This is a genomic window from Nocardia gipuzkoensis (assembly GCF_021183645.1).
GTDB lineage: Bacteria > Actinomycetota > Actinomycetes > Mycobacteriales > Mycobacteriaceae > Nocardia > Nocardia abscessus.
Genome location: NZ_CP089225.1, coordinates 7,237,555 through 7,260,788, shown reverse-complemented (window position 1 = coordinate 7,260,788; position 23,234 = coordinate 7,237,555). Strand labels below are relative to the sequence as shown.

Below are 23,234 nucleotides of genomic sequence, written 5' to 3'. Positions count from 1 at the left end.
GTGGACACCACCACCTTGGCCCAACGCATCACCTCCCGACTCCCCCACGCCACCGCCGTCGCCCGCGAAGCCCTCGATCTCGCCGAAGACCTCCGCACGCTCGGACACTGCGTACCCGCCGACGACTGGCTGATCGTCGGCGGCTCCCTCGCCCGCGGCGAACCCACCTTCATCCGCCACGACAGCAAGCCGCTGCTGATCAGCGACGTCGACCTCCTCTACGTCCACTACGGAGACCACCCCTCAACCCAAGTCCACGATCTTATGGCCATCGCAGAGAAATACTTCGCCACAGTGGATTTGATGACCATGCCGCTCGGCGACTACCGCGCCATCCAAACCTCCCTCGGGCACGACTTCAAAAACCTCGGCCTGCCCGCCACCGACCGCGGCCTGCCTGACCACCACCCCGTCACAATCGACGCCCGCGACGCCTACGAAATCCTGCTCTACTACACCCAGGCCTACTTCTGGCTCGGCCTCCACGACCAATGGGCGACCCGAGCGGCTTCCACGCACTTCCACCTGCTCATCAGCCGACTGTGCGTGAAGATCCTGCGAGCCACCGCCATGCTCGACGGCGCCTACGCCCACCACGACTTCGATCGCATGGCGCCCCACCTCGCCGAACAGATGCGCGCCGAGCTGCGCTGGCGATCCGACCCCACCCAACCGCCGACGGATCCAGGACGATTCTGGACCTACCTCCACCACGCCTTCACCCGCTTCGACACCGAGTTCGGACAACCACGCCCCGACGCGGTCAACTACACCCGCTACGCCGTCACAAGCAGCGGCCGAATCGTCGCCCGCCACCACCAAACCGTCCACGCCCTCTCACGCGCCATGGCCGAGGCATGGCACACCACCCCCGACTCGACCGCATTGACTACGGTGAAGCAGCGCGCCTGGGAACGCATCACCGGCTGGACCGGCAGCGCACACAGAGAAAGCCCCGAAGACCACTTCCGCGCGCACAAACAGACCATCCACGACCACCTACTCGCCATGAAAGTGCAGGTCAGATGAAAATCCTGGTCACCGGGGGTGCAGGATTCGTTGGAGCCACCGTCACACGACTGCTCCTCGACGCCGGACACCACGTCACCGTCATCGACGACCTCTCCCGCAACGACGACCGCCAAATCCCCCACGACGCCGAATTCATCAATCTGCGCGTCCACGACATCGCCCAAATCCTCACACCGGGCTCCGGCTACGACGCCGTCCTGCACTTCGCCGGCCTCATCGCCGCAGGCGAATCCATGCACCACCCCGAATGGCACTGGGACAACAACACCCGCGCCTCCCTCGCCCTGCTCGACGCCATGCACACCGCCCACGTCGGCAAGCTCGTCTTCTCCTCCACCGCCGCCGTCTACGGCGAACCCACCCAACTCCCCTTGCTCGAAACCTCACCCACCAACCCGGTCAACACCTACGGCGACACCAAACTCGCCATCGACAAAGCCATCACCACCTATACCCGCGCCCACCGGATCGGCGCGATCTCCCTGCGCTACTTCAACGTCGCAGGCGCCCACGACTGCGGCGACGGCACCATGATCGGCGAACGCCACAACCCCGAAACCCACCTTATTCCCCTCGCCCTCGACACCGCCCTCGGCCACCGCGACAAATTCACCCTCTACGGCGACGACTACCCCACCCCCGACGGCACCTGCATCCGCGACTACATCCACATCACCGACCTTGCCCACGCCCACCTCCTCGCCCTCAACAACATCCACCCCGGCGAACACAAGATCTACAATCTCGGCAACGGCATCGGCTACTCCAACCACCGAGTCATCCAAGCAATCCAAGAGGTCACCGGAATACCGTTCGACATCGAGACAGCACCACGACGACCAGGCGACCCCGCAACCCTGTACGCCTCCTCCGAACTCGCACAAAAAGAACTCGGCTGGACACCACAGAAACCAGACATCATCGACATCGTGCATGATGCGTGGAAGTTTCACAGTCAGCGTTCGACGCATTAGCTTCAAGGCATCGCCGCGGCGCGCAGCGGAACCTGCCGTGCCGGTATCACACGCCGCCCGGTTGCCGACTTTGGAAGAAGCGGCGGCCCATGACGGATCCGCTGAGTCGGTCGCTGCTGCCGACCTTGTTGGGGTTGTCGTACTTCGCCGCCAGTTCGCGCACCGTCTCTGGGTCGGGCTCGAGGATGCAGTCGAGGCGGCGCAGAATGGTGAGCGGGATCACGTTGCCGCATTGGCTGGGGCGGTAGGAACCGCGAAGTTGGTCGGCGATCGACCACATGAAACTACCGAGGGTGCTCACACGGCTCTGTACAAGGCTCACTCGACGACGGATGTTGGACGCCCAGCGCGAGCCCGTGCGTGCCGACCGAACAGATGATGCACAGCCTGCAGCAGCCCGGGCGTCACAAGAACATCATCGCACATCACGACACCTTGCATGCCCAACCGGTGCAACGTGATGGTCGAAGCACGGATCACTGGCACTGGCTGAAACCGGCCGGACGCGGAACAGCAAGGCTGGGCTGGTGGCGTCCATCTACGGTCTGCATCGCCAGGAGACACAGGACTATTCATCCACATCATCAAACACGCTGCGATCGCTGGTACCTGCTGTGGAGGAGGTGTCTTTGGACAGCAGCTCGCTCAATCTACTTCTTGCCGTAGGCGGTTCGTCAGGCTCGTCGCCTTGCCAGTAACTAGCCTCCGCTTCCAGGTCATGAACCCTATCGAGAGCTTTGGTGAAAGCTGCTGCGGCTACTTTATTGCCGCGCGCATCGAACGACCTTCGATAGCAGTCCAAGGTCTCTATCAGAGGCGCATAATACTCTTCGGCAGACTCTCCCTGTTCGTTCCATCTCCAGTTTGAAATTTGATTATTTATATCAGGGAGCAATTTTGAGAGTATGCGATCAAATATTACATCGCGCTCTTGGTCGGTTAGCAAGACTGCGAGCCCCTCGTGATCAACCCAACCTCCATCAGGTATCTCTATCGCTAGCTCGCTAACGGTATCCCTCACCGTTCGCCGCGCTTCTTCTGGGAGTTGCCCCAAGGTGTGCAGTCTCGCCAGTACGCCAATTTGAGGCATAGCCGAGAGAAACGGTCCAATAGTAAGAACGCTATCTACAAGCTTGGGGTCAATACGCATGTAAGCGTCGAAGAATCCGCGTGAGCAGCGGTTTGCTAAGAAGCTTGTCCATAGGTACCACTGTTGCCAGCTTTCGCCGTCTCTGCGCGTTGGGCGTGCGTCGGCTACCCTTTGTGCCACCAGTGGATATAAAGAAGGAGGGACTAGCACCAGAGTGCCTCGCTTCTCGCCGCCGCCGCAATCAAGCTGGGTCAGGATTCCGTTATCGTCCAGGCCCTCGATAAAGAGTCGGAGAAGATTCGGTTTGCTAGCCACGTAGGTTGCATAGCCCTCACGTAGGGTTGGGTGCCTGAATGACCAGTACTCTTGAGTATCCTCGGTTCCCATCTTCCGGGCTCGGCGCAAGAACGTTCCCTCAATGATCTCCAGTGCGCTTGCCGCCCCGCCTACACTGCTTCCGATTAGCGATAACAGGTCGCGACGCTCGCTGGACTGAATCTCTAGCGGTACACGAAGATCACCCGATTGGTATACGAGTGCCAATGCTCCGATATAGTCTGGTTCAAGTCCGTTGTAGATGTCTTGCAGAAACCGATTTGGCTTCGACATGAAATCCTCGACGCTGGAAGCCGAGATGGTTAGCCCGCGGGTGAAGGTCTGTTGGCCTAGGCGCCGTGCCACTTCCGGGCGGAACGGCTTCTGGTCTGCAGCAAGGTCGAGGTGCGCTTTTAGCGCGGAGCGGATTTTTTTGGGTTGGTCGCCGCAACGGATGTGATTATATACTATCTGCTGGCGTTCCGGCTTCGATAGTTCGGCTACATCAATGACTACATGCTGTTCGCGGAGGAGGGGGTATGCATACTCCTTGAGGAGGGGGCGTGCTGCGCGGTAAATGTAGTCGCGGGAGGTTATAACTACCCGCGCTCCACCTCTCACTGCTGCCATAACTTTAGGGAGCCGACGCGCCCAGTCATCGGTGAGAGCCTGTTCATGCCTCACCGAGCCGAATGCGTCATCAATCCAGAAGAATTGGTTCGGTTCGTTGGGGTTCCAGTGGGTCACGATGTCTTCCGGGCCATCGGCGCGGATTGTCGGGCACTTCCAGCTATCCAGTGCTGTCATCGCTAGGGTAGCCGCGATGACAGACTTTCCTACCGCCGGCTCACCCAGCAGGAGGCAAAAGCCATGCTTTGATACGGCCTCCGCCGCCCGTTGGTATGCATTGGTCACAACGAAAGTGGCGAGATCTTCTTGCAGATAATCGAGGAGGGCTTTGGCTTGACTGTAGGCTCGTTCATCCAGAATATTTGAAAGATCGCCGAGTCCATAAACTCTTGGCACGAACATACGAAGTCGTTGGTTTAACGCAATCGTTTGGTTTATCCATTGACCACCAAGCACAAGCGCGTCTGCCACTCCTTGTGCCAGGATGGCTTCACGGATTTGCGCTTCTGAGGTGCCAGTTACTCTGGCATTGCTCATCAATATATAGCTCTTACATAAGCCCTTGGACACTAGTTTCCGAATTTTGCCAAGTTCGTCGCGAATACTTGAAAGGGTGAGAGTTTTGTCGCGAATGGCAACGAATTTGCACTGTAGCACGTATGGCGCCTCAGGTAGCTCGGGTGCGGCGGAGCTGTTCTTCCATTTTCCATAGAATGCACCGTCCCGTCCTGCATCTCGGGTATCCGCGAAAGGTTGGGCCGATTCATCCCAAACCTCACGTGCCACAACTGCACAGAGATCTTGGAAGGATCGCCATCCGAGGGTATGCAGTGCGTACGTCGGTGAACCGGGTGCGTGCACGCTACCTGACAACGTCTCCTCATTTATGTGCATTATGTCTAAACCATATGTTCTACGACGATCGAAGGGTATACGGCTGCTTTGCGAATTGTCCTTGGTCGTTGGTTCATTTTTTGACTCTAAACTGCGATCACGACTCTACTACCCTGGCGGGTTGCACCGATCGCTTCCGTCCGTGCGTGTCGTGCATCTGCACCCCACGCCTGATCCTGTCGTTGCGCGACCATGTGATCCACGCCGATTTCTTACCGATCCGCGCGAGCGACCATCCGGCCTCGTACAGCAGCTGTGTCTCCTCGATCTGCTCAGTCAGTACTCAGCCCCTGGTTTCGCATCACCACCCCAGCCTCACGAAGCACCTTGAGCATACTGCCCTTGCTGAGGCCGAACGCTTGCATGAGTGTGGTCGAGCGCTCGCCAGCCTCGAACCGAGCAACGATCTGCCGGATAGTTTCCTGCCCAGCCTCTGTGACAGCTTGAACGGCAGTGCGGCCGACGGTGGCCGCCGCCGACGAGAAGACGCCTGAAAGCCTCCGTTTCCCTCCGCAATAAGGACAGCCTCTGAGCTTCGTAACTCGTTTCTGGAAGGTGTTGAGTTTCGAGATCCCCCGCTACGTCCACAGAAGTAACAGGTCAAGCCCGGTCTTGACCGGGCCTGACCTGTTTGTTTGACCAACCAACACTGACATGACCGAATCAAACGACGTATTGGTAGCCCAGCTCGCGGTCGAAGAGGGCGTGCTCGCTGCCGTGCTCGCCTCGTTCGATAACACCCCCGACCCGCGGCCTCCCGAGCGGGGGCCAGATCAATCCGTCTCATCTATGGGGGACGACCCAGCACCTTTAGGTCGCCGGTGTGACCGCGCTCGCCGCAGTTCGGCGAGCGTGGTGAGCCCAGCCGGGCACCCGCCTCAATGGACCGAACACGCGGCAACACGCGCCTTCTGTAGGAATCTGTCGGAAGACAGCCGTTAGCGAATCGGCTAACCTGCACGGTTTAGGCCCGTCCGGTTTCCGATCTCGGAATGATGTCAGCCGTCATCTCGGATGTACGTCACTCCGAAGGCGCGAACCTGGCGGAACTCCTGACGGGTACTACCGAAGTCGAACCAGCCGCCTTCTTGCTTCTGGAAGATGTCCAGACCACGACCGAGGTTGATGCGCCATCCATTGTTGGTGCGGATCCAGCGGTCGTGACCCCCGGGGTCCTTGGCCACTTCTACCTTTATCCCCTGCTGGGCGGATCCCTGAACGATCTGGTGGAGCATCTGCAACTGCTTCTTCTGTTTGTCAGGATCATCTTCGAGGAGGGTGAACAGCTTGAACAACACCTCGTCAGCAGGGTCCTTCGCCGACGCGATCAACGCCAGCAACTCGACCAGGTTCCGGCCCTGGTGACTCATCCGGATATACGGGTCGTGCAACTCGATCTCCGTCGCACCACGCAGATACGGCATGAGAAGGGTCTCGTAGGAGACTCCGCGCTGGTTCTCGACGAAGTCCCGCTGCCCTTGGTACAACTCCTCCTTGACCGTAGCCGAAGCAGCCGCGGTCGCCGGCGTAGCCGGATCCGCAGCTACCTCATTGACGTCCCCTGTACTCGGTCGTCCACGGTGATAATGCCCCGGGTACTCGTCTTCCTCCAGCGTGGTGACGGCCGTCCATTCGCCGGCCAGCGGCCGGTAACCGAAATTCACCGCGACCATGGTGTCGTCGATACGCAGGATCTGGCCTTTCACACGCTTACGCCCCTCGATCGCGAAGCGCAGGATCTCCTCGATCTCCTCAGCGGTGGCTTTCTCATGCGGGTAGAGCAGCTTCATGAGACCGGAGAAGGTCTTGTGGATGCCGTCGCGGTCGCGGCTCGAGATGTCTGAGCCAAGCGTGAAATGCGGCTGGTAGCGGTCGGAATAGTCGAGGTCCCGCATCGACTTGAGCACCTCGGCGATGTAGTCGACGACGAATCCATACCCGGTGGAGAACATGTCGCCGCGGATCGTGTCGAATTCCCAGCCAGGGATGTAGCAGTGCAGCCGGTCGAGGTAGGCCGGGTCGTGGTAGCTCTCGGGGAGCTCGTCGAAAAGGTCGGAGTGCTTGAGCATGTACGGCACGGTGTGCGAGGTATTGCCCACGAACACCATCGATGCCTCTGCGCCGAGGGTCTCGACTCCACGGGAGAACGACTTGTTCGCCATGTAGTTCTTCATGATGTCGACGAGCGCCCTGTCGGTGCGCTTCTTCTTGCCCGCGAACTCGTCGAAGGCAACTACGTCCCAGTAGCCGACGAGCCCGAGGCGGCCGTTGGCGTTGTTGACGAACAGCTTGGGTACGGTGACCTCACCGCCGGAGATCAGCATGCCGTGAGGCGAGAACTCCGAGTAGATGTGCGACTTGCCGGTTCCCTTCGGGCCGAGCTCGACAAGGTTGTAGTTGCGCTCAACGAACGGGATGAGGCGGATGAGCTGGAGTAGCTTGGCACGACGGCCGAACTTCTCCGGGTCGAAGCCGATCGACTGGATCAGCAGATCCATCCACTCGTCCGTGGTGAACTTCGCCCGCGCATCCAGGTAATTCTGGTAGTCGAAGTTCGACATCTGGATCGGCTTCAAGCTGCCGAGAATCCATGGCACGGCACGGGGGTCGTCGCTGTGGAAGTATTCGATGTCGCACAGGCACCACACGCCACTGACGAGCAGCTTCTGATTCGCGTTGACGGTGCTCGGATCTACGAGAACTCCGCCGATTCCGAGGTTGGCGAAGGATGCCTGGTAGACGTCGTGTTTGTCGTTGAGGGTGACGCTCACCTTGTCGATGATCCGGAAGCGGCCCTTTTCACGAATGCGCGACTTGACCAGTTCGGACTCGTTGCGGTGCACGTAATGCTGGGCCAGGATTTCTCGCACCTTGTCGATGCCTGCCCGGATCGTGGCCCCATCGTCGGAGGCCGCGTACTGACCGAGCAGGTACTCCAACACGTAGGAGGGCACGATCGCGTTGCCCTTGACCGCCTTGACCAGGTCCTTGCGGACCACGGCGCCAGCGAAGTGCTCGTTGATCTTGCGATCCAGATCGCTGGGCTGCCCCGTTGCGTGCGGCGCCTCGGCTTCCAGAACGTCCTCGATGGGCGCGGCCTGGTCCAGGTCGATGTTTTCGCTCACCGTCGCTCCCTTAGAAGTCGAAGTCCGTTGTGAAGGAACGTTTGATCGTGTACGGCACGCTCTTGTACTTCTTCCACTGGTCGGTGCCCTCAATCGGCTCCGACAGGCGGAATTCCACACTCTGGTTGTTCGCATCGTCCGCGTCCTTGCTCAGCAGGAGCCGAACGCTCTGGAATCGGTCACGCCCCTGGTCGCTCGCCGAGTCGAACATCATCTCTTGTTCGTTCGAGATCAGCTGGTCCCCGAAGTACAGCCCGGCACGCAACCGTCGTGCAGTGCGGTGCGGTTCGACCTTCATCGACTGGTAGAGCTTGACAACAATCTGACCCGTAGTGATCTTGTCGGACTCGGGGTGGATGTCGACGTTGACTGGCTCGACTGTGTTGTTGCGTCTCTTGTTGATCGAGACGACCGGCACCACGATCTCCTGGAGCGATGCTCCCCCGTGCACGAACTGGAACCCGGCACCTGGCTTGACGATCCGGTGGATCGAATTCGGAATCTGCACCTCGAGATCGCCGGACAGCCCCAGCTGATCCGGTTGGAAGGTCCGGAATCCGGCATCCTCCTTCAGGCCACGGCCCAGCACGTAACGGCGCTTCTCTGCAACGATCTCATCACCTTGCGGCTCTACGGTGAGGTTGAACTGCGGCGCCAGTTTCGAGCGCTGATAGAGGAAGCCGTGATCCGCAGTGACAAAGATGTTCGTGGCGTTCGCGTTGGCGAGCTTCTTCACGATATCGACCAGCTGATCGAGTGCTTCTGCCACTGCTGAAAAGGTGCGGTGTTCCGATTTCGCGCTGTCGCCCGTGGCGTCGATCGTGTCGTGATAGACGTAGAGCACCTGGTGGGATGAATACAGTTCTCGCCGCTCGGCCGGCTTCATCTCCACGAAGTCTTTCGCTTGGACAGCGACGCCCCCCACTGCCTTCAGAATCTTGTTGCGGTTCGCCGAACCATCGGATTTCCGCCCATCGACCAGAACCGGATCACCAGCCGGAGAATGCGCCAGGGTCTTGTGCGGTAGGAGCGCCGCCATGCCCAGCTGTGTGTAGCTCGGCAGCACACCCAGCAGTGCCTCGATCTTGGCTTCGAACTTGTTCTCACCACGGATCTTCGAGGTCAACTCCTCAGCGATCTCGTAACGCATCGCGTCGGAGATCACGACGACGGCCTTCTTGTGACCACCTTTGGTGAGTTGCGCGACGTACTGGTCGTAGAATGAGGATTGAGAGGTCACGGTGGGCGTACGCCACTGATCGACCGCGTCGACCTGCTGCTGCCAGCTTATGCCGAGCGGAGCCAGGAAGTTCGTGACGTAGGCAGCCTCGACCCGGCCCGCCAACTCATCGAGCGGCTGCTTGAACTCGGCCGTCAGGTAGGCGTAGGTGAACTGGCGGTAGCGCTGATCGATACGGAATAGCTCGTCACGGTACCGCGTGATCCCCTCGTCGAAGCTGGTGAAATCCAGTCGGCCGGTGCGGATCGCGGGCAGAAGCTCGGCGGCGGCCGCCAATGCCTCGTAGAGGGTGGCGTAATCTTCGAACCAGAAGCTGTCACGACGGCGGGCGCCGATGACTTCGAGAACATCGCGCTGCGGCATCGTCTGGTTGACGAGCCCATCGACGAGACGGTGGATTGTCTCCCGCTCAGCGGCTTCGAAGATATCGGCGTCCCTGAGCGCATCCCACGGGATTTCAGCGACTCCCTCCTGGTAGCCGAGGTCCTCCTCGGCCTTGCGGGCGAGTATCTTGATCGCGGTCGCGCTGCGTTTGGAGTCCCGGAAGCTACGGAAGTCGATTGCGAGGTTGCGGGCACGCTTCGACGAGGTGACGTCGAAGCCATCCCGAGCCTGCTGGAACATCCACAGAATGAAGCCCGGCACTGTCGGTGACTCCGAGCGGTACCCATAGATGTGCTTCGCGCCGGTCCAGTGGAAGTCGGCGAGCCCATACTGGGAGAGGGCGTCGAAACCGGCCGAGCGGTCCTGTGCCTGCTGAACCAGCAGGGTACGTGTGAGCTCGGAGAAGCTGTGCTCCTTCTGCCCGATCGCGACGGCGCACATCTTCGCCCGCACCGTCACGAGATCATCGCTCGGAGCGAGCAACGCCTTCAGTTTGTCGACCAACGTGGCGTCAGCGAAGAACGAGGCATGCTCGGCGATGAGCGCGTCGGCACCAGGCTGGGTCAGCCCCAGGCCGGCCCGCATGAGCTCACCACGATCTGCCGTGAACACGGGCCCATAGGCCAACTCAAGGTCGAGCAACCAGTTCCCTGCCCCTTCAGCGACGGGTCCAGAACGGTAGAGCAGAAACCGAGTCGTCGTATCCTCGCGGAGCACACGATGCTTGACGGCGAACTCATTGTCCTCGATGCGCAGCACGGTGACGTCACTCGGCAAGTGGCTGTGGAGGTCAGCCGCGTATCCGCCGTCGGGGTCGTGCCACACGACGATGCGTTGCCCGGCGAAGCGGTCCACGAGATGGCTGGAGATCGTGGGCGTCTTGCTCATTCGTGGTCCTCGTCATCTCGGCGGGAGCCGAATTCGCGACGCGCAACCCCGTACTCCGCGCGCTGCTGGAGCCTCCTCGTGTCGATCAGGTGGCCGATTTGCCAATTCATCAGCGCCAACGCCGCATTCGCTGGCGGGGCAACAGCCGACCCGGCCGTCCCGATCAGCGCAGAGCTCTGCTCGGTCGGGCCCGCCGCGCTCGGTCCGCCGGCGGACTTCAAGTCACCCATCCGATGCCTCCAGACCGGTGATCTTCCTCAAAGCTGGGTAGAACTTCGGGTAGTTCACCCTCACGCCGTTGTCGAGGTCGATTTCTACTCTCTGGATGTCCAACGGGTAGAGGACATCATGCTCGTAGTCGCGCAGCTCGGCGAGGATCGCGCGTAGGCGATCAGCTTCTTTCTGTGCTTTCGCCGATGCGCCACCGGCAGAGGCTTCCTCAGCGCGCTGGAGCGCGACCTCGAGCTTCGCTCGGTATTCACGGAGGTACTCGTTCAGCACCGTCGACACCGTTGACGGGGTGTAGCGGTGCATGTAGACCAGCGCGTTGAATGATCCTTTGGGAGAGGAGAACATCCAATAGATCGGGCGCTTCTTGTAGCGTTGCACGTGATCCTCGTAGAACCTCGACCTCGCGACGTTCTTACCGGATGGGTTCGACTTCACGATAAAGTATTCCCGAATCGTCCTGACACCAAGGGATTCCTCCACGAGACGCAGGTTCTCCTCGAAATGCTTCGCGCCGAACGAGGTACGCAGAAAGTTGCGGAAGCGCTCAACAATGTCGTCCTCAAACCAGCCGTCGTCGACGAACGGGATCACATTGTCGGCGTCTGGATTGAATGTCGGCGACGGCACCTTCGCGAGGTAGTCCTGCAGCGTCGAACCCTGGTCAGCGAGGATCAGTCCAGGCTCGTCAAGGCTGTAGCGACCGAACATGCAGCCAACTGCGTAGGAGATCAACTCGGCAGCAACGTCGGCTCGTTCTAGAGCTTCATATTCTGCGACAGATTTTCCGGGTCCGTACCTGAACTCAACGTTGCGGGTCAGCGAGATCTGGTGCAGCGGCACTTCGATCGGGACTTCATCCCGCAAACCATATGCCGTTGCAACGACGCGATTATTCTTTGTCTCGCGGAACTTCTGTTCCCCGGATACTTCCGCCCATTGGGACGACCACGCCACTACACTTTCCCGGAGCCGCACAGCACATCCGGAAGACCTATCAAGCCATGACGGCGCTGCAAACCCCCATGAGGTCTCAAAGTCGTCCCAATCGCGACGTGCAGTTGCAACAAGGTCGGCGACTGCAGCGGCAACATTCTGCTGGGGAAGATTGAAAATAGGCATCGGCACCAGACTGATCGTGCCGACGTTGAAAGTCAAAGTCGGAGCGGTTGCTGCAAGCATAGCCTGTACTGAGGAAGAGTTCAGCACTCCAACAATTCTGTCCAGTTCCTGAGAATCCCCAGGATAGACGCCATCGCCCGTGCTAGCTGAAGCAATAAACCCGCTGGGGTACTGTCGAAATGCGGGGGCACCCGAGCTTACATTGCTCCAGGATACGGATTTTCTGAAGTAGTAATCTACGTTGCGAACCGCCGACCTAACTCGACCGCCGGTTTCCAAACCAAACGACCGAATCGCTTTTCCGTCATTCTCCCAGTTAACCAGATACTCTTGGTTCCCCCACCACTTTCGGAACTCACCTCCCTTATTGTACGGGAACCAGCGCGCACCAGACTCGACGGCCTCCTCTCGGGAGCCGACTGCGAGAGCGCTGCGCGAGGCACTTACTTCCCACCAGCTCCTGACGAACATGTCATTGTCACCGGTTGAAAGTCCTTGCCTCGGCTCGGCGGTTTCCTTCAGCGGTCGCCCGTTGGCGAAGGCGGCACGCATGGCATCGGAGAGCCAGTACGCGATCGGTGAGCCAGGAATTCCGACGAGTGCATCCTGGGCCACATTAAAACGCTGATACGAAGGGATCCTGAAGAGCGTTTCAATTTTCTCATTCGAGCGCACCTCAACATGCTCCTCGAAGAGCTTCCGGTAGATACCATGCCTTCCTTGGGATGGCTGTCGGTTCTCGACTACGAATCCAACCGAGCCGAAGTCTGATCCAAAGACCCCTCGCCCAAAGTGCAACATCGTGTCAATGGAGGTGCCCTTTAGGAGCCACTCACGGAGCTCTGCAAATGACGACAAAGACATCCACGAGGGTAGGTTGATCATGCCCCACCACCCGCCGTATTTGGTCAGCACATTGGAGCGTTTCATGAACATCGTCATCAAGTCTGACTTTGCGTCCGGATACCGCTCTTTCGCGAAGGCCGTCAGCGACGGGTCCATGTTCTTGCCGCCCATGTAGGGCGGGTTTGCCACCGCAATCGCGTACTCGCGACTGAGGATCGCGGCCTGCGCGACGACTTTGCGTGCCTCGTCCAGCGTCTCGAAAAGGAGCGTCCCTCTCTGCTCCTTCAAATCTTCAAGTACGCCAGCTGCTCGCTTGGCCTCGTCGGCGTCCGGTTGTATCAGTGCACCGAGCCGGTCGGCGTTGCGGAACTGATTCCAGAACGCCTCCTCCGCGTGCCGGTCGCCGTCAGCGGTCACCAGGAAGTCCAGTTCGTCGGGTCCGAACGAGATCGGTTCGATCACGCAGATCTTAGGCTTCACCTGCGAACGAGTGAAGAAGCGCCGATCCTTGTCGCGGGCCTTCATGGTGAGCGCGAAGGCTGCCAGTGATCCTGCGCGGGGATCGATCTCGGTGCCGTGGAGGTTGTGGGCGAGGATCAGACTCGGGATTTCCGAGGGGGCGTGACCTTCTTCTTCGTAGATTGCGTAGAGCAGGTCGAAGGCGTAGGTGAGCATATGGCCCGACCCGCAGGCCGGGTCGATCACCGTCAGCTCCTCGGGGCCGTTGATCTCGAGGAAGTCGGTTATTTCGTCGACCGGGGCTATGTAATAATCCATCCGGTCGACGAGGCGCGAGGTCGGCCGGTTGAGCATCCACAGCCTGCCGAGCGAGTTCTCAACCAGGTAGCGAACAATCCAGTGTGGCGTGAAGAGCTGGGTTGCCGCCGGGATCTCGTCGGCGCCGGCCTTTTTGTTCTTCTTGAAACCGGCGAAGACCTCGTCTTTCCGCTCGGAGATGTAGAACTGGTAGAGCCATCCGATCACCTCGACGTCCTTGCAGACGTCCTCCGTGAGCACCTCGCGGGCACGCGACAGAATCCCACCGTCGGCGAGAAGCCCTGACGGCACGAGGAGTTCGGTGTAATCGCCTTCACGCTCGAACATGAAGGGCATGGCCTTGTTCCAGTACCGGCAGTACTCGGTCAAGAGCAGCGCGTAGGCCTCCCCTTCGGCGTCCGTGCTGCGACGGGTCCCGTCGAGCAGCCCCAGGACCGAATCGGCCATGCGGTCGCTAGTGATGACGTCGGCATCGAAATATCCACGCTTAGCGTCGGCGAGAATCTCTGGCTGGCCGTGGTCGTGGCCGTGCGCTGGCGAGACGATCCCGGCGGTCGTATAGCCGCAGGCATCCATATAGCGTAGTGCGATGAGCCGATTGAACCAGGTGTAGGCGACCTTGTCGATCACGTGCTTGCGACCGTGCTCGGCGATCTCCCTTTCGAGTCGCTTCACCGTCTGGCCACGCTCGCTCCGCGCAACCGAACCAGCGGCGAGGACCGCCGAAGCCTGAGCTTCGACCGCAGCGAGCAGTTCTCGGCGGGCCCGGGTGGCGAATCGCTCCAGGGGCTTGGTATCCATGTGTTTCTCTTCCGCCTCAGAGCGTGATGCGCTTGTTGTTGTTGATCGTGGCGAGCAGCGTCGCACGGAGCCTGTCGAGGTAAACCTCGACGTCGTCCGCGGTTTCGAGGACCTGCCCATTGCCGGGCAGCGTCAGCTTCTTGATCGACACGGTCTGCTTGACCGGCGCCGGAGCGGGCTTCGGGGCTGGGTCTGTACCAGGCTGGGGTTTCGGTTCGGAGCTCGGATCGGGCGCGGCCTTGGCGGCTTCCAGTTCGTCGATGATCTCCGGGTAGATCGTGTCGGCGAAGTGGGCTGCGAGGTTCCTGATGGCCGGGATCTGTGTCTCCTGCCGCACCCGGTCGAGGACGGCCTGCGTTTTGCTCGTCACCGAATGCTGGGCGGTATCGGTTGCGTCGGCGTATGCCCTGCTTTGCGGCACTTGAAGCCAGTAGTCGTTGATCTTGTCGGTGGCGGCGGTACGTTCCGCGTCGATCAGGCTGTGCAACTGCTGTTCCAGGTCCTCCACCGCGGCACCGAGCTGCCGTGTCTTGTTGCCACGGAAGATCTGTGGGTCTTCCAGGGCGGATTCGACGGCGTCGGTGGCGCCGGGGACCAGGTAGGCGATGTTGGACTGGTTATTCTGCATGAAGGCCAGGCCTTTTTCGAATATGCCGCACTGGCTGCCGTTCAGGAAGGCCTTGATCGGGTCGATCACGTTGCCCTTCGCGTCGAGCAGATCATCAGCGTCACTGAAGTCGGTGATGAACCAGTCCGCCTTGTGTTCACACAGCTCGGCGAGCATCTGGATCGGCTCGTCCAGCTGATCGATGAACGCGAACGGTGAAGCTGTACGCAGCGTCTTCAGTTCTGCGAGCCTGGCTTCCAGGCGTTCTTTGCCAGCCCGCGCTAGTTCCAACGGGTCTTTGGTGACCCCTCCGTCATCGGTGAATTCCACGACGAACTTGCGGAACGCATTCACGATCTTGGCATCGAACACCCGCTGCGGCGCGACGACCATGGCCGAGTAGCTTTGTGTGTTCCGCAGCGCACCGGTGATCTCGGTACGAGCCAGGACCTTCCCGTTCAGTTGGATCTCGATCTTCGACTGACCGGCAAGGTATGCGACCACCGCGGCGACAGACCACTGATCCCAGCCGAACGGCTTCGCCGTGTATCGATCGATGAGCTGCCGCATGGTGACCTGCTCATGGCGCTTGCGGCGCAGCTCCAGGTGACCGAGCACGTCTCCGCCGGGAACCTCCAGGATGCTCGCCGTCTGCTGGAACAAGCCGTCACCTGCGGGGTTCACGAATTCACCCAGGCTCTGCTCGTTGAAGGTCTTGCCAGCGAGCATCCCGAGGTTCTTGTACGTCGCGGCGATGACCCGCTGGAACCCCTCGTTGATCCGGGCCTGTGCGTCGAACGAGCTGACATCCAGGACGCCGGCGTTGTGGATCAGCGTCGAGTCGCCGACCGCGGTACGCAACCGTTCGACGATTTCTTTTTCCCGTTCCGCGTTCTGAGTTCCCTTCGCTTGCAGGATCGTCTGCTCGATCGCTGTGCGGCTCGACCCCTGGGCACGCTTGACGTACTTCTCCGTCTTCAGCAGCAGACGCAGGTCGCCGAGGATTCGGTTGGCCTCGGCCGGGAGAACAACGCGCAGTTCGTCGAGCCCGGCGCTGTGGGCCTTGATCTGATCCAGGCTGAATTCGCTTTCAGGGCTGGTGAAGTGGAGCGACAGCTCGTACTGCTTGCCATACGGGGTGCCGTCGAGCTTGTATCCGAAGGGGAAGTTCTGCCCGTTCTTGTAGGTGGTCTTGGTCAGCTTGACCACGGACTCGGCGAGCAGTTTGTTGAGCTTTCCGGAGACCTCGGGGTTGTCGATGTCGACATTCTTGATCTCCTGCTCGATCTTCTGCTCGTCATTGGTCAGATAGTCGTACAGGTCGCCGTTGCGCTGGATATAGGTCTGCGCCTCCAGTGCATTGAGGGCCGCGTTGACGTCCTTGCCCAGCTGGCTGAGATCCGTGCCGAAGTGGTCATAGACGAGCACGGTGAGGTTCCGGGCGGTGGCTTTGAAGGTGTCCACATACTTGACCAGGAACAGGGCCTTCAGCAGCCGGACGGCCAGTGGAGGAAGCGAGGGGCTGCGCTCGGCGTCGTTGATGGCCCGCTGGTTTGCGGACTTCAACGAGGCGCGGATGCCCTCGAACATCTGGTCGAAGGAAGCGAGCGTCCCCAAGGGTTTGTCGGCCAGTTCGGTGGCGACCTGCTGAACAACGCCGAGCATGGAGCGCTCACCGACGGAGCTGTTGCGGCCTTCGAAGATGTTGTGGTCGCTGATGCCTTCGATCGCGGACTGGAACAGCGGGAACTGGTAGCTCACGAATGGGTAAGTGCCCACGAAGTGGGACTCATCCCGGTAGTTCGGGTAGTGACGTCCCTCTACGAAGTTGAAAAGCGTCTTGAAGTTCGCGTGCTCGGCGCTGTAGATCGCCGCGATCTCACCTGCGGCGGACGCGGTCTTGGCGAGTAATCGCTTCCGGATGACTTCTTCGACATCCTGACTGGTGAGCTTGAGCCGGTTCTTGAAGCGGGCCTGGATCTTGGAAAAGTCGTTGGCCTGCTGCTTGGTGCGGTCTCCGCCGACCTTCTCCATGTCCTCCTGCGAGGTGACGAAGATCCACGCGCGCCCCTTGCACTTCGTCGCAAGGGACTCCGCGATGGTCTGGAGGTTCAGCATGAGCTGGGTGTTGGTGCCGATGAACTGGCCGACCTCGTCGACGAAGAAATTCAGTCGGTAGCCCTCGGGCTGCCGACCCAGCCAGGCGGCGACCTCGTCAGCGAAGTCCTCGATCGAGACCTTGTAGGTCTGGCTGTACTGGCGGATGATGCCGGGGCTCTCGGAGCCGTTGACCTCGGCGAATGCCTTGTCGATGTTCCCGGTTTCCAGGGCCGCCTGTTCGCGGCCCTGCGACCACGGAATCCCTGCGATGCGCTCGAAGGAGACCTTGAACTCGGCGTACTGACCACGGGAGTCCAGGTCGCGTTCGAAACGGGCGATGTGCCCTTGATTGCCGTAGTAGCCGCGGGTTTCGTCGAAGACCTTCACGAAAACCTTGAGCAACGCGTCGTTCTGGTCCTTCGAGATCAGCGTGGCCTTCTGGTCGATGTTGAACAGAAGACTCTTGGCCACGATCCGGTCGGCCTTCACGATCAGGGCAGGCAGGAATGCGTCATCGGCCTTGACCCGGAATTGTTCCGAGACCCGGGCCCGTGGATACTCGTGGCCGTCGATATCACCGAGCAGGTGGGCGAGCATCTTCAACAGGTGTGACTTACCGGAGCCGAAGAAGCCGGAGATCCACACGCCGTTGGCGTTCGTGCAGTTGGTGTAGGCCTCCAGCACATGTTCCACGCCCTTGGCGGCCTCGTTCGTGAGGACATACTCCTCCACCTCGGTGGCGAGCTGGGAGGTGTCATCGGCCTTGATGACACCCTCGATTGCTCGGTCGATCCGCTTGGCGAATATCTCGTTGATCGTGCGCACGCTCATGCTTCTTGCTCCAGAATGTCCTTGGCCCGGTAATAGCTGTCGCTGGCACCGAGGTTCAGTGCGCGCAGCTGGTGACCGGCTGTCTGAGTGAACTCATAGGTGCCCGGGAACCAGACGAGCATTGGACGCCCGACCACGACGCTTTGCAGGTTCTCCAGCACCGTGTGGGTGCGGATAAAGGGAAATACCTCGCCGATGCCGGTGAGGAAGACCATGTCGCTGGACTGCTCATCGAGCCGTGCCCGGATGGCGGGTGCGAGGTGGTCATGCGGATCGAGCATGCCCTGCAACACCCCACGGAACTCCGACTTGTCCATCGTTGGCTCGAGGTCGAGGACGCGTTCCCAGACACCGCGGGCCTTCAACAGCTCCACGGCAAGGTCGTAGAGATTGATTTCCACGACACTGCGCCCCTCGTCGCTTTGCAGCTTCGTCTGCACACGGTCACGCATGTCGTCGACGTCGAGTGCCCATGACGGCGGGAAGTGGTAGATGAAGAACGGGACTTCCTTGGACAGGCCTTCCATCTTCAGGAACCGCTCACTGCGCAGCACGTCGTAGACGTGCTTCTCGTCGCTGACGAGGTTCCGTTGGGCGGTCCTCATAGCTGCACCTCGTGGTCGAACTCGCTGATCGGCGCCATGGTCGGGAAGAACCGGAGGTCACTAGGGGTCCGGCGGCCGAGTAGCTCGGCGACACGCGCGGAGAGCACGGCAGGGACGATGTCCCCACTCGTGGTGCGCAGTCCTGCCTCGTGGAGCATCCGGAACAGGGTCTGGCGGAGCTTCTGACTGGTCGAAGATTTCAGCTCGTCGAGTTCCGGGTGCCACAGGCTCTTCCCGGTCAGGAAACGGTCGAAGTCCTCGGTGCTCAAGGTGGGGGCCATCAGCAGGAAACGTTCGCGGAGAACTTCTTCGGCGAAGTCGCCGATGAAGTCGTAGCGACGGCAGGCCGCAACCCACATGAGATGACGCTGCTCGGTGGGGCTTGCGTCGATGAGCAGCTCGAGCTCACTGTCCCTCAGCACGGACAGACGTTGAACGGTCTCGCGGGTGACACGAGTGCTCGATGAGGACGTGCGTGCTTGTAGCCGGTTACCCTCTACGATCCGGGTGCGAGTCTCGTCCCAGGAACGGCAACCCAGATATACCTCGGCGACCACCTCGCCCTCACGGACCAAGAGGCCGCCACTCGTGAACGATAATGCATAGCGTGCTCGTGGCTGGTCGGTCACGGCCACAGGGCGTCCTTCCTGTTTTCGGGCAGTAGATCAGGCTATAGGACCGAGCTTGCATACCGGAATGCTTGGCGCACAAGAGAAGACGCGGAGAACGCGTTGTTCGCGTACATCGACGGATTGGATCGCCGAGCAGCCGGGAACCGACCCCGCCCGAATCGTCATCGCTGGAGCCAGCGCGGGCGGCGACTCGCGGCGGCCTTGGCCCTGCGCGCCCGAGACCACGGGCCCGTCCGGCCAGCGCTGCAACTGGATCGGCCGCAAACCCGGTGACGACAGCCCCGAGATCACCGAATACGGCGCGACGGTGGCCGATTTCGTCATCGACCAGTTCGAAGCCGACCTCCGCATCTGGGCACACCAGCGTTACTCGGACCCACCTGCGTTGTCACGCAAGGAATCCAGGGATTCACCGCGGTGCGCGAATGGGCGAGGCAGTTCTACACCGCCTGGAGGGCCCACCGCGCCCGCACGACCCGGCAGCGGCGCGGTCGCACCCCGGCCGCGGGCGGTCACCGGCACTTACCGGCACACAACAGACGACATCACCCTCCCTCATGACAGGAAGGAGTCTCGCCGTGAGCTCTTCCGGCCAGGTCCGAGTCTTCCAGGTCGCCACCGGCAACATCGGCACCGAAATGATCAGCCGTATCCGCGAGCATCGCGATCTGGATCTCGTTGGGCTGCAATGCTGCTCGCCCGAAATGATCGGGCGGGCGCTGGAGAGATCGTCGGTATCGAGCCGGTCGACTTCGATCACCAACCGACCGCCCGAACCGCAGGTCGTCCCCATTCCCACGTTCACAACGCCCCGCCGAGGGCTCCAACCTGCGACAGTCAGCCACCCACGACCAGAACTTTTCGCTGGTACAGCACGTGTGCGTAGTGGTCCACTCCCCCTCCGGACACGTTCGCCGTCGGCTGCCGGAATGTCGGCCGGGTCGCGGGCCGCTTCGGCGCCGACCTGCACCACGCCGCCGACCACCCGCTGGCCGGGCCCGTCCCGACCGGGATCGCCGACCCACCGATCGGCCCGCGTGAAGGCCTGGAGGGGCTTACCCACCAGTTGGCGACGATCTACTGCCCCGACAGCCCGCCAGGGGCCACGCCGTGGCGCATCAAGACGGCTCTGGAAGCGCTGCGCGCTCTGGCCTGCCTCGACGGTTGCGCCGGTGGCCCGCAGCGGTATGGCGGCCTGGTCGACGACCCTCGGGCGTGTGCGGTGCTGGGCCGCGACGGGGTCGCCGAGCTGGTGCGCGCCCGCGAACACAGCCAGCCGATGCCGCTCACCGACGCCGCCGCCTACGAGCTGGTGATCACTGCGGCCGCGCACCTGTTCGGTGTCGCGGCCACCCACCGCGACCTGCTCGCGGCCTTGCACACGGCTGTGGCTGGTGTGCATCTGCTCGACGGGTTCCAGCGCGCGGTCCTGGCAGCCACCGTCATTCTCTACGGGCCTCCCCGGTTCCGGCAGGCGGCGGCCTCGGCGCTGCACGTCACCATGACCGCGATCGACCGTGACACCGTGCCCACGGCGCTCGACTGCATCGACTCGCTGGCGCGGATCTCACCGGTGGAGTTCGGGCGCGGCATCGACCACCCGAACCGGGTGCTGCGCGCACACCTTCAGAGCTTGCGCGCCGACTACTACCACCACCTGGGCCCGCACAACTTCGGTGCACGGCCGGTGGCGAACTACACCGGCCCCACCCCGGCGGCCGGTCCGACACCAGGAAGGCACAACCGTGGATGACTGGCCGGACTGGGTACGAAAACTGCCCGCCGTCGATACCCCGTTCCCCGGCGGCCGCGGCTACCTGCTGGCCGGCCCCCACGGACAGGTCGTGTTCTGGTCCTTCCCCACCGGGGCGAGTGTGCCGCGCCACCAGCACGGCCCCCAACTCGGGCTGGTGCTCGCCGGACAGGTCGAGCTCACCGCCGCAGACGAGCACCGAACCATTTGCGGCGGAGAACATTTCAGCCTGGCAGACCAGGTGCCGCATGCGGCCCTCGTCGCGCCGGGGACGCTGGTGATCGAAGTCTTCGCCGAGCGCGACCGCCACACCCCAGCGAAGCATCCGGTATGAACGCGCGCATCATCACCGCCGCCCGGGTACTCACCGGCCCCGGCACTGCGCACACTCCGGGCGCCGTCGTCGTCGATGACGGCAAGATCGCCTGGGTCGGGCCGCCAGCTGACGTGCCCGGCGGCTGGAGCGGTGTCGATGTCGAGCGGATCGACCTGCCGGAGGCGAGCGTGCTGCCCGGCCTCATCGACGCGCACGTGCACCTGAGCTTCGGTGGTGCCGCACACCCGCCGGCAGCGATCCAGGCGACAACCCGTCATTCGGTCACCGCGACCATTCGCGCCAGCCTGGCCGCACTCCTCGACGCGGGGGTCATGACGGTGCGCGATCTCGGCGCACCCCGCTACACCGACCTCGACACCCTCACCCGGCTTCACCACAGGCCGCGGGTCCTGACCGCCACCATCCCGCTCACCGTGGCAGGCGGGCACTGCCACGGCCTCGGCGGGGCCGTCGACACCATCACCGAAATCCGGGACCTGGTGGCCGCGAACGCCGCCCGTGGTGCGGACTGGATCAAGATCATGGCCAGCGGCGGGTTCACCACCGGCAGCGCCAGCTCGCCGTATGAGCCGCAGTTCACCGACACCCAGTTCAAGGCGGCTGTCGACGCCGCGCACGACCACGGCCTGCCGGTCGCCGCCCACGCGCACGGCACCACCGCGATCCGGCAGGCCGTCGCCGCAGGGGTCGACTCGATCGAGCACTGCACCTGGATGACCGCCGACGGATTCCATCTCGACCACGGTCTGGTCCGCGAGATCGCCGACCGCGCAATCCTGGTCTGCCCCACGATCAACCACCTCGCCCGCTCGGCGACCGGGCGCCTGCCGTGGCCGGTGCGCCGCGGCCATCTGCGGGTCATGCTCGACGCCGGTGTCCAACTGATCCCCGGCAGCGACTCGGGCATCCCGCACAGCCCGCCGGGCCGCTACCCGCACTCGCTGCTGGCCTACCTAGACCTCGGGTTGTCCCCGGCTCAGGTCATCGACCTGGCCACCCGCCGGGCCGCCGATGCGCTCCGGATCGGGCATCTCACCGGTACGCTCGCCGCCGGGCTCAGCGCCGACCTTATCGCCGTACCCGGCGACCCGACCCGCGATCTCTACCAGCTGACCACACCGATCCTGACCGTGGCAGCCGGACACCTGCACCACCTGAACACGACACCCGAAGCTGAGGAGGACCCCAGCGCATGAGCACCACCGGACCCAGCCTGACCTCGGAATACGCCTCGACCACACCGTTGCAGGTGCGCATCGAGACCCACGCCCGCCACAGCGAACGTCCCGATGACCCGGTTGCCGCGGTCCTGGCCGCGCTCGAGCTGACCGGTAGCGAGGCTCTGGCCGATATCGGTTGCGGCGATGGCCGATTCCTCGCCCACCTCGCCGACCGCGGACACCGCGGTCGTCTCGTCGGCCTGGACAATTCCACCGCCATGGTCGCCGCCGCCGACGCCATCCCCGGCGTCGAAGGCGTCCTGGGCGTCGCCGAGGCGCTGCCGTTCGCCGCCGGTGAGTTCGACGCCGTCACCGCCCGGCACATGCTCTACCACGTCCCCGACCCGCACCAGGCCCTGCGCGAGCTGCGGCGGATAACCCGCCCCGGTGGCCGTGTCGCCGTGAGCGTCAACCACCCCGCCACCTGCGCCCGCACCCGCCAACTCGTCATCGATCGGGCCGCCCAACACGGCCTGGCCCCGGCCACGGGCATGGTCAACGACGTGAACTCCACGACTCTGCCGACAATGATGGAGACGGTGTTCGGCGACGTCCGAATCCACCAGTGCGACAACGCCCTCGTCTTCGACACCCCCGAACCCGTGATCCGGTTCGCCGAGTCCCTGTTCTCCTTCTGCGGCGTCGACGCCGCCAGCGGTCACCGCGCCGCGATCCTCGACGCGGTGAGCACCGACATCCGCGACTGGTTCGCCGCCCATCCCGGACAGTGCTGGCGCGACCCCAAGGGCTATATCGTCGCCACCACAACTGTCCGATAGCCTTGTCCCAGAAAGGAACCCGAG

At 62.1% G+C, this 23,234-nt stretch carries 13 protein-coding genes and 3 pseudogenes; 8 read left to right on the top strand and 8 right to left on the bottom strand.

The window, feature by feature from the left end:
• Together LTT66_RS33170 and galE are read left to right on the top strand one after the other, a co-directional pair.
• A complete protein-coding gene (locus LTT66_RS33170) occupies positions 1-1,029 on the top strand; it encodes a nucleotidyltransferase family protein (protein ID WP_233062451.1) in 1,029 nt (342 codons plus the stop codon).
• A complete protein-coding gene (gene galE / locus LTT66_RS33165; RefSeq protein ID WP_233062450.1) occupies positions 1,026-2,006 on the top strand; it encodes a UDP-glucose 4-epimerase GalE in 981 nt (326 codons plus the stop codon). Before LTT66_RS33170 ends, galE begins: the two co-directional genes overlap by 4 nt.
• Before the next feature lie 121 nt (positions 2,007-2,127).
• Here the strand turns inward: galE and LTT66_RS33160 are convergent.
• The 8 genes and pseudogenes from LTT66_RS33160 to LTT66_RS33125 all read right to left on the bottom strand — a co-directional run.
• Positions 2,128-2,307 (bottom strand): annotated as a pseudogene (locus LTT66_RS33160) (type I restriction-modification system subunit M N-terminal domain-containing protein); the annotation flags it as partial.
• Positions 2,308-2,574: 267 nt separating this feature from the next.
• Positions 2,575-4,827 (bottom strand): nSTAND3 domain-containing NTPase, encoded by a 2,253-nt coding sequence (locus LTT66_RS33155; protein WP_233062449.1) that lies wholly within the window; start codon positions 4,825-4,827, stop codon positions 2,575-2,577.
• Positions 4,828-5,933: 1,106 nt separating this feature from the next.
• Positions 5,934-8,060, bottom strand: a complete 2,127-nt coding sequence (brxL, locus tag LTT66_RS33150) for a BREX system Lon protease-like protein BrxL (RefSeq protein WP_233062448.1) — start codon at positions 8,058-8,060, stop codon at positions 5,934-5,936.
• 10 nt (positions 8,061-8,070) lie between these two features.
• Complete coding sequence (pglZ, locus tag LTT66_RS33145; protein WP_233062447.1) at positions 8,071-10,572, bottom strand: BREX-1 system phosphatase PglZ type A; 2,502 nt, start codon at positions 10,570-10,572, stop codon at positions 8,071-8,073.
• 222 nt (positions 10,573-10,794) lie between these two features.
• Positions 10,795-14,346, bottom strand: coding sequence for a BREX-1 system adenine-specific DNA-methyltransferase PglX (gene pglX / locus LTT66_RS33140; protein ID WP_233062446.1), 3,552 nt, complete (start codon positions 14,344-14,346; stop codon positions 10,795-10,797).
• Positions 14,347-14,362: 16 nt separating this feature from the next.
• Positions 14,363-17,884, bottom strand: coding sequence for a BREX system P-loop protein BrxC (gene brxC, locus LTT66_RS33135; RefSeq protein ID WP_233062445.1), 3,522 nt, complete (start codon positions 17,882-17,884; stop codon positions 14,363-14,365).
• Complete coding sequence (locus tag LTT66_RS33130) at positions 17,881-18,489, bottom strand: DUF1788 domain-containing protein (RefSeq protein ID WP_233062444.1); 609 nt, start codon at positions 18,487-18,489, stop codon at positions 17,881-17,883. The genes brxC and LTT66_RS33130 overlap by 4 nt, the downstream gene beginning before the upstream one ends.
• Positions 18,486-19,046 (bottom strand): DUF1819 family protein, encoded by a 561-nt coding sequence (locus LTT66_RS33125; protein WP_233069481.1) that lies wholly within the window; start codon positions 19,044-19,046, stop codon positions 18,486-18,488. Before LTT66_RS33125 ends, LTT66_RS33130 begins: the two co-directional genes overlap by 4 nt.
• 325 nt (positions 19,047-19,371) lie before the next feature.
• Here LTT66_RS33125 and LTT66_RS33120 point away from each other — a divergent pair.
• The 6 genes and pseudogenes from LTT66_RS33120 to LTT66_RS33095 form a co-directional block, all read left to right on the top strand.
• A pseudogene (locus tag LTT66_RS33120) lies at positions 19,372-19,614 on the top strand (Rieske 2Fe-2S domain-containing protein); the annotation flags it as partial.
• A 64-nt stretch (positions 19,615-19,678) separates the two neighbouring features.
• Positions 19,679-19,869: pseudogene (locus LTT66_RS33115) on the top strand (dihydrodipicolinate reductase); the annotation flags it as partial.
• A 318-nt stretch (positions 19,870-20,187) separates the two neighbouring features.
• A complete protein-coding gene (locus LTT66_RS33110; protein ID WP_233062443.1) occupies positions 20,188-20,874 on the top strand; it encodes a hypothetical protein in 687 nt (228 codons plus the stop codon).
• The gene (locus tag LTT66_RS33105) at positions 20,867-21,208 is read left to right on the top strand and encodes a cupin domain-containing protein (RefSeq protein WP_233062442.1); all 342 of its coding nucleotides are present in this window, start codon (positions 20,867-20,869) and stop codon (positions 21,206-21,208) included. Before LTT66_RS33110 ends, LTT66_RS33105 begins: the two co-directional genes overlap by 8 nt.
• On the top strand, positions 21,205-22,407 hold the full coding sequence (locus LTT66_RS33100) for a metal-dependent hydrolase family protein (RefSeq protein ID WP_233062441.1): 1,203 nt from the start codon (positions 21,205-21,207) through the stop codon (positions 22,405-22,407). The genes LTT66_RS33105 and LTT66_RS33100 overlap by 4 nt, the downstream gene beginning before the upstream one ends.
• Positions 22,404-23,210, top strand: coding sequence for a class I SAM-dependent methyltransferase (locus LTT66_RS33095; RefSeq protein WP_233062440.1), 807 nt, complete (start codon positions 22,404-22,406; stop codon positions 23,208-23,210). The genes LTT66_RS33100 and LTT66_RS33095 overlap by 4 nt, the downstream gene beginning before the upstream one ends.
• Positions 23,211-23,234: the final 24 nt, after the last annotated feature.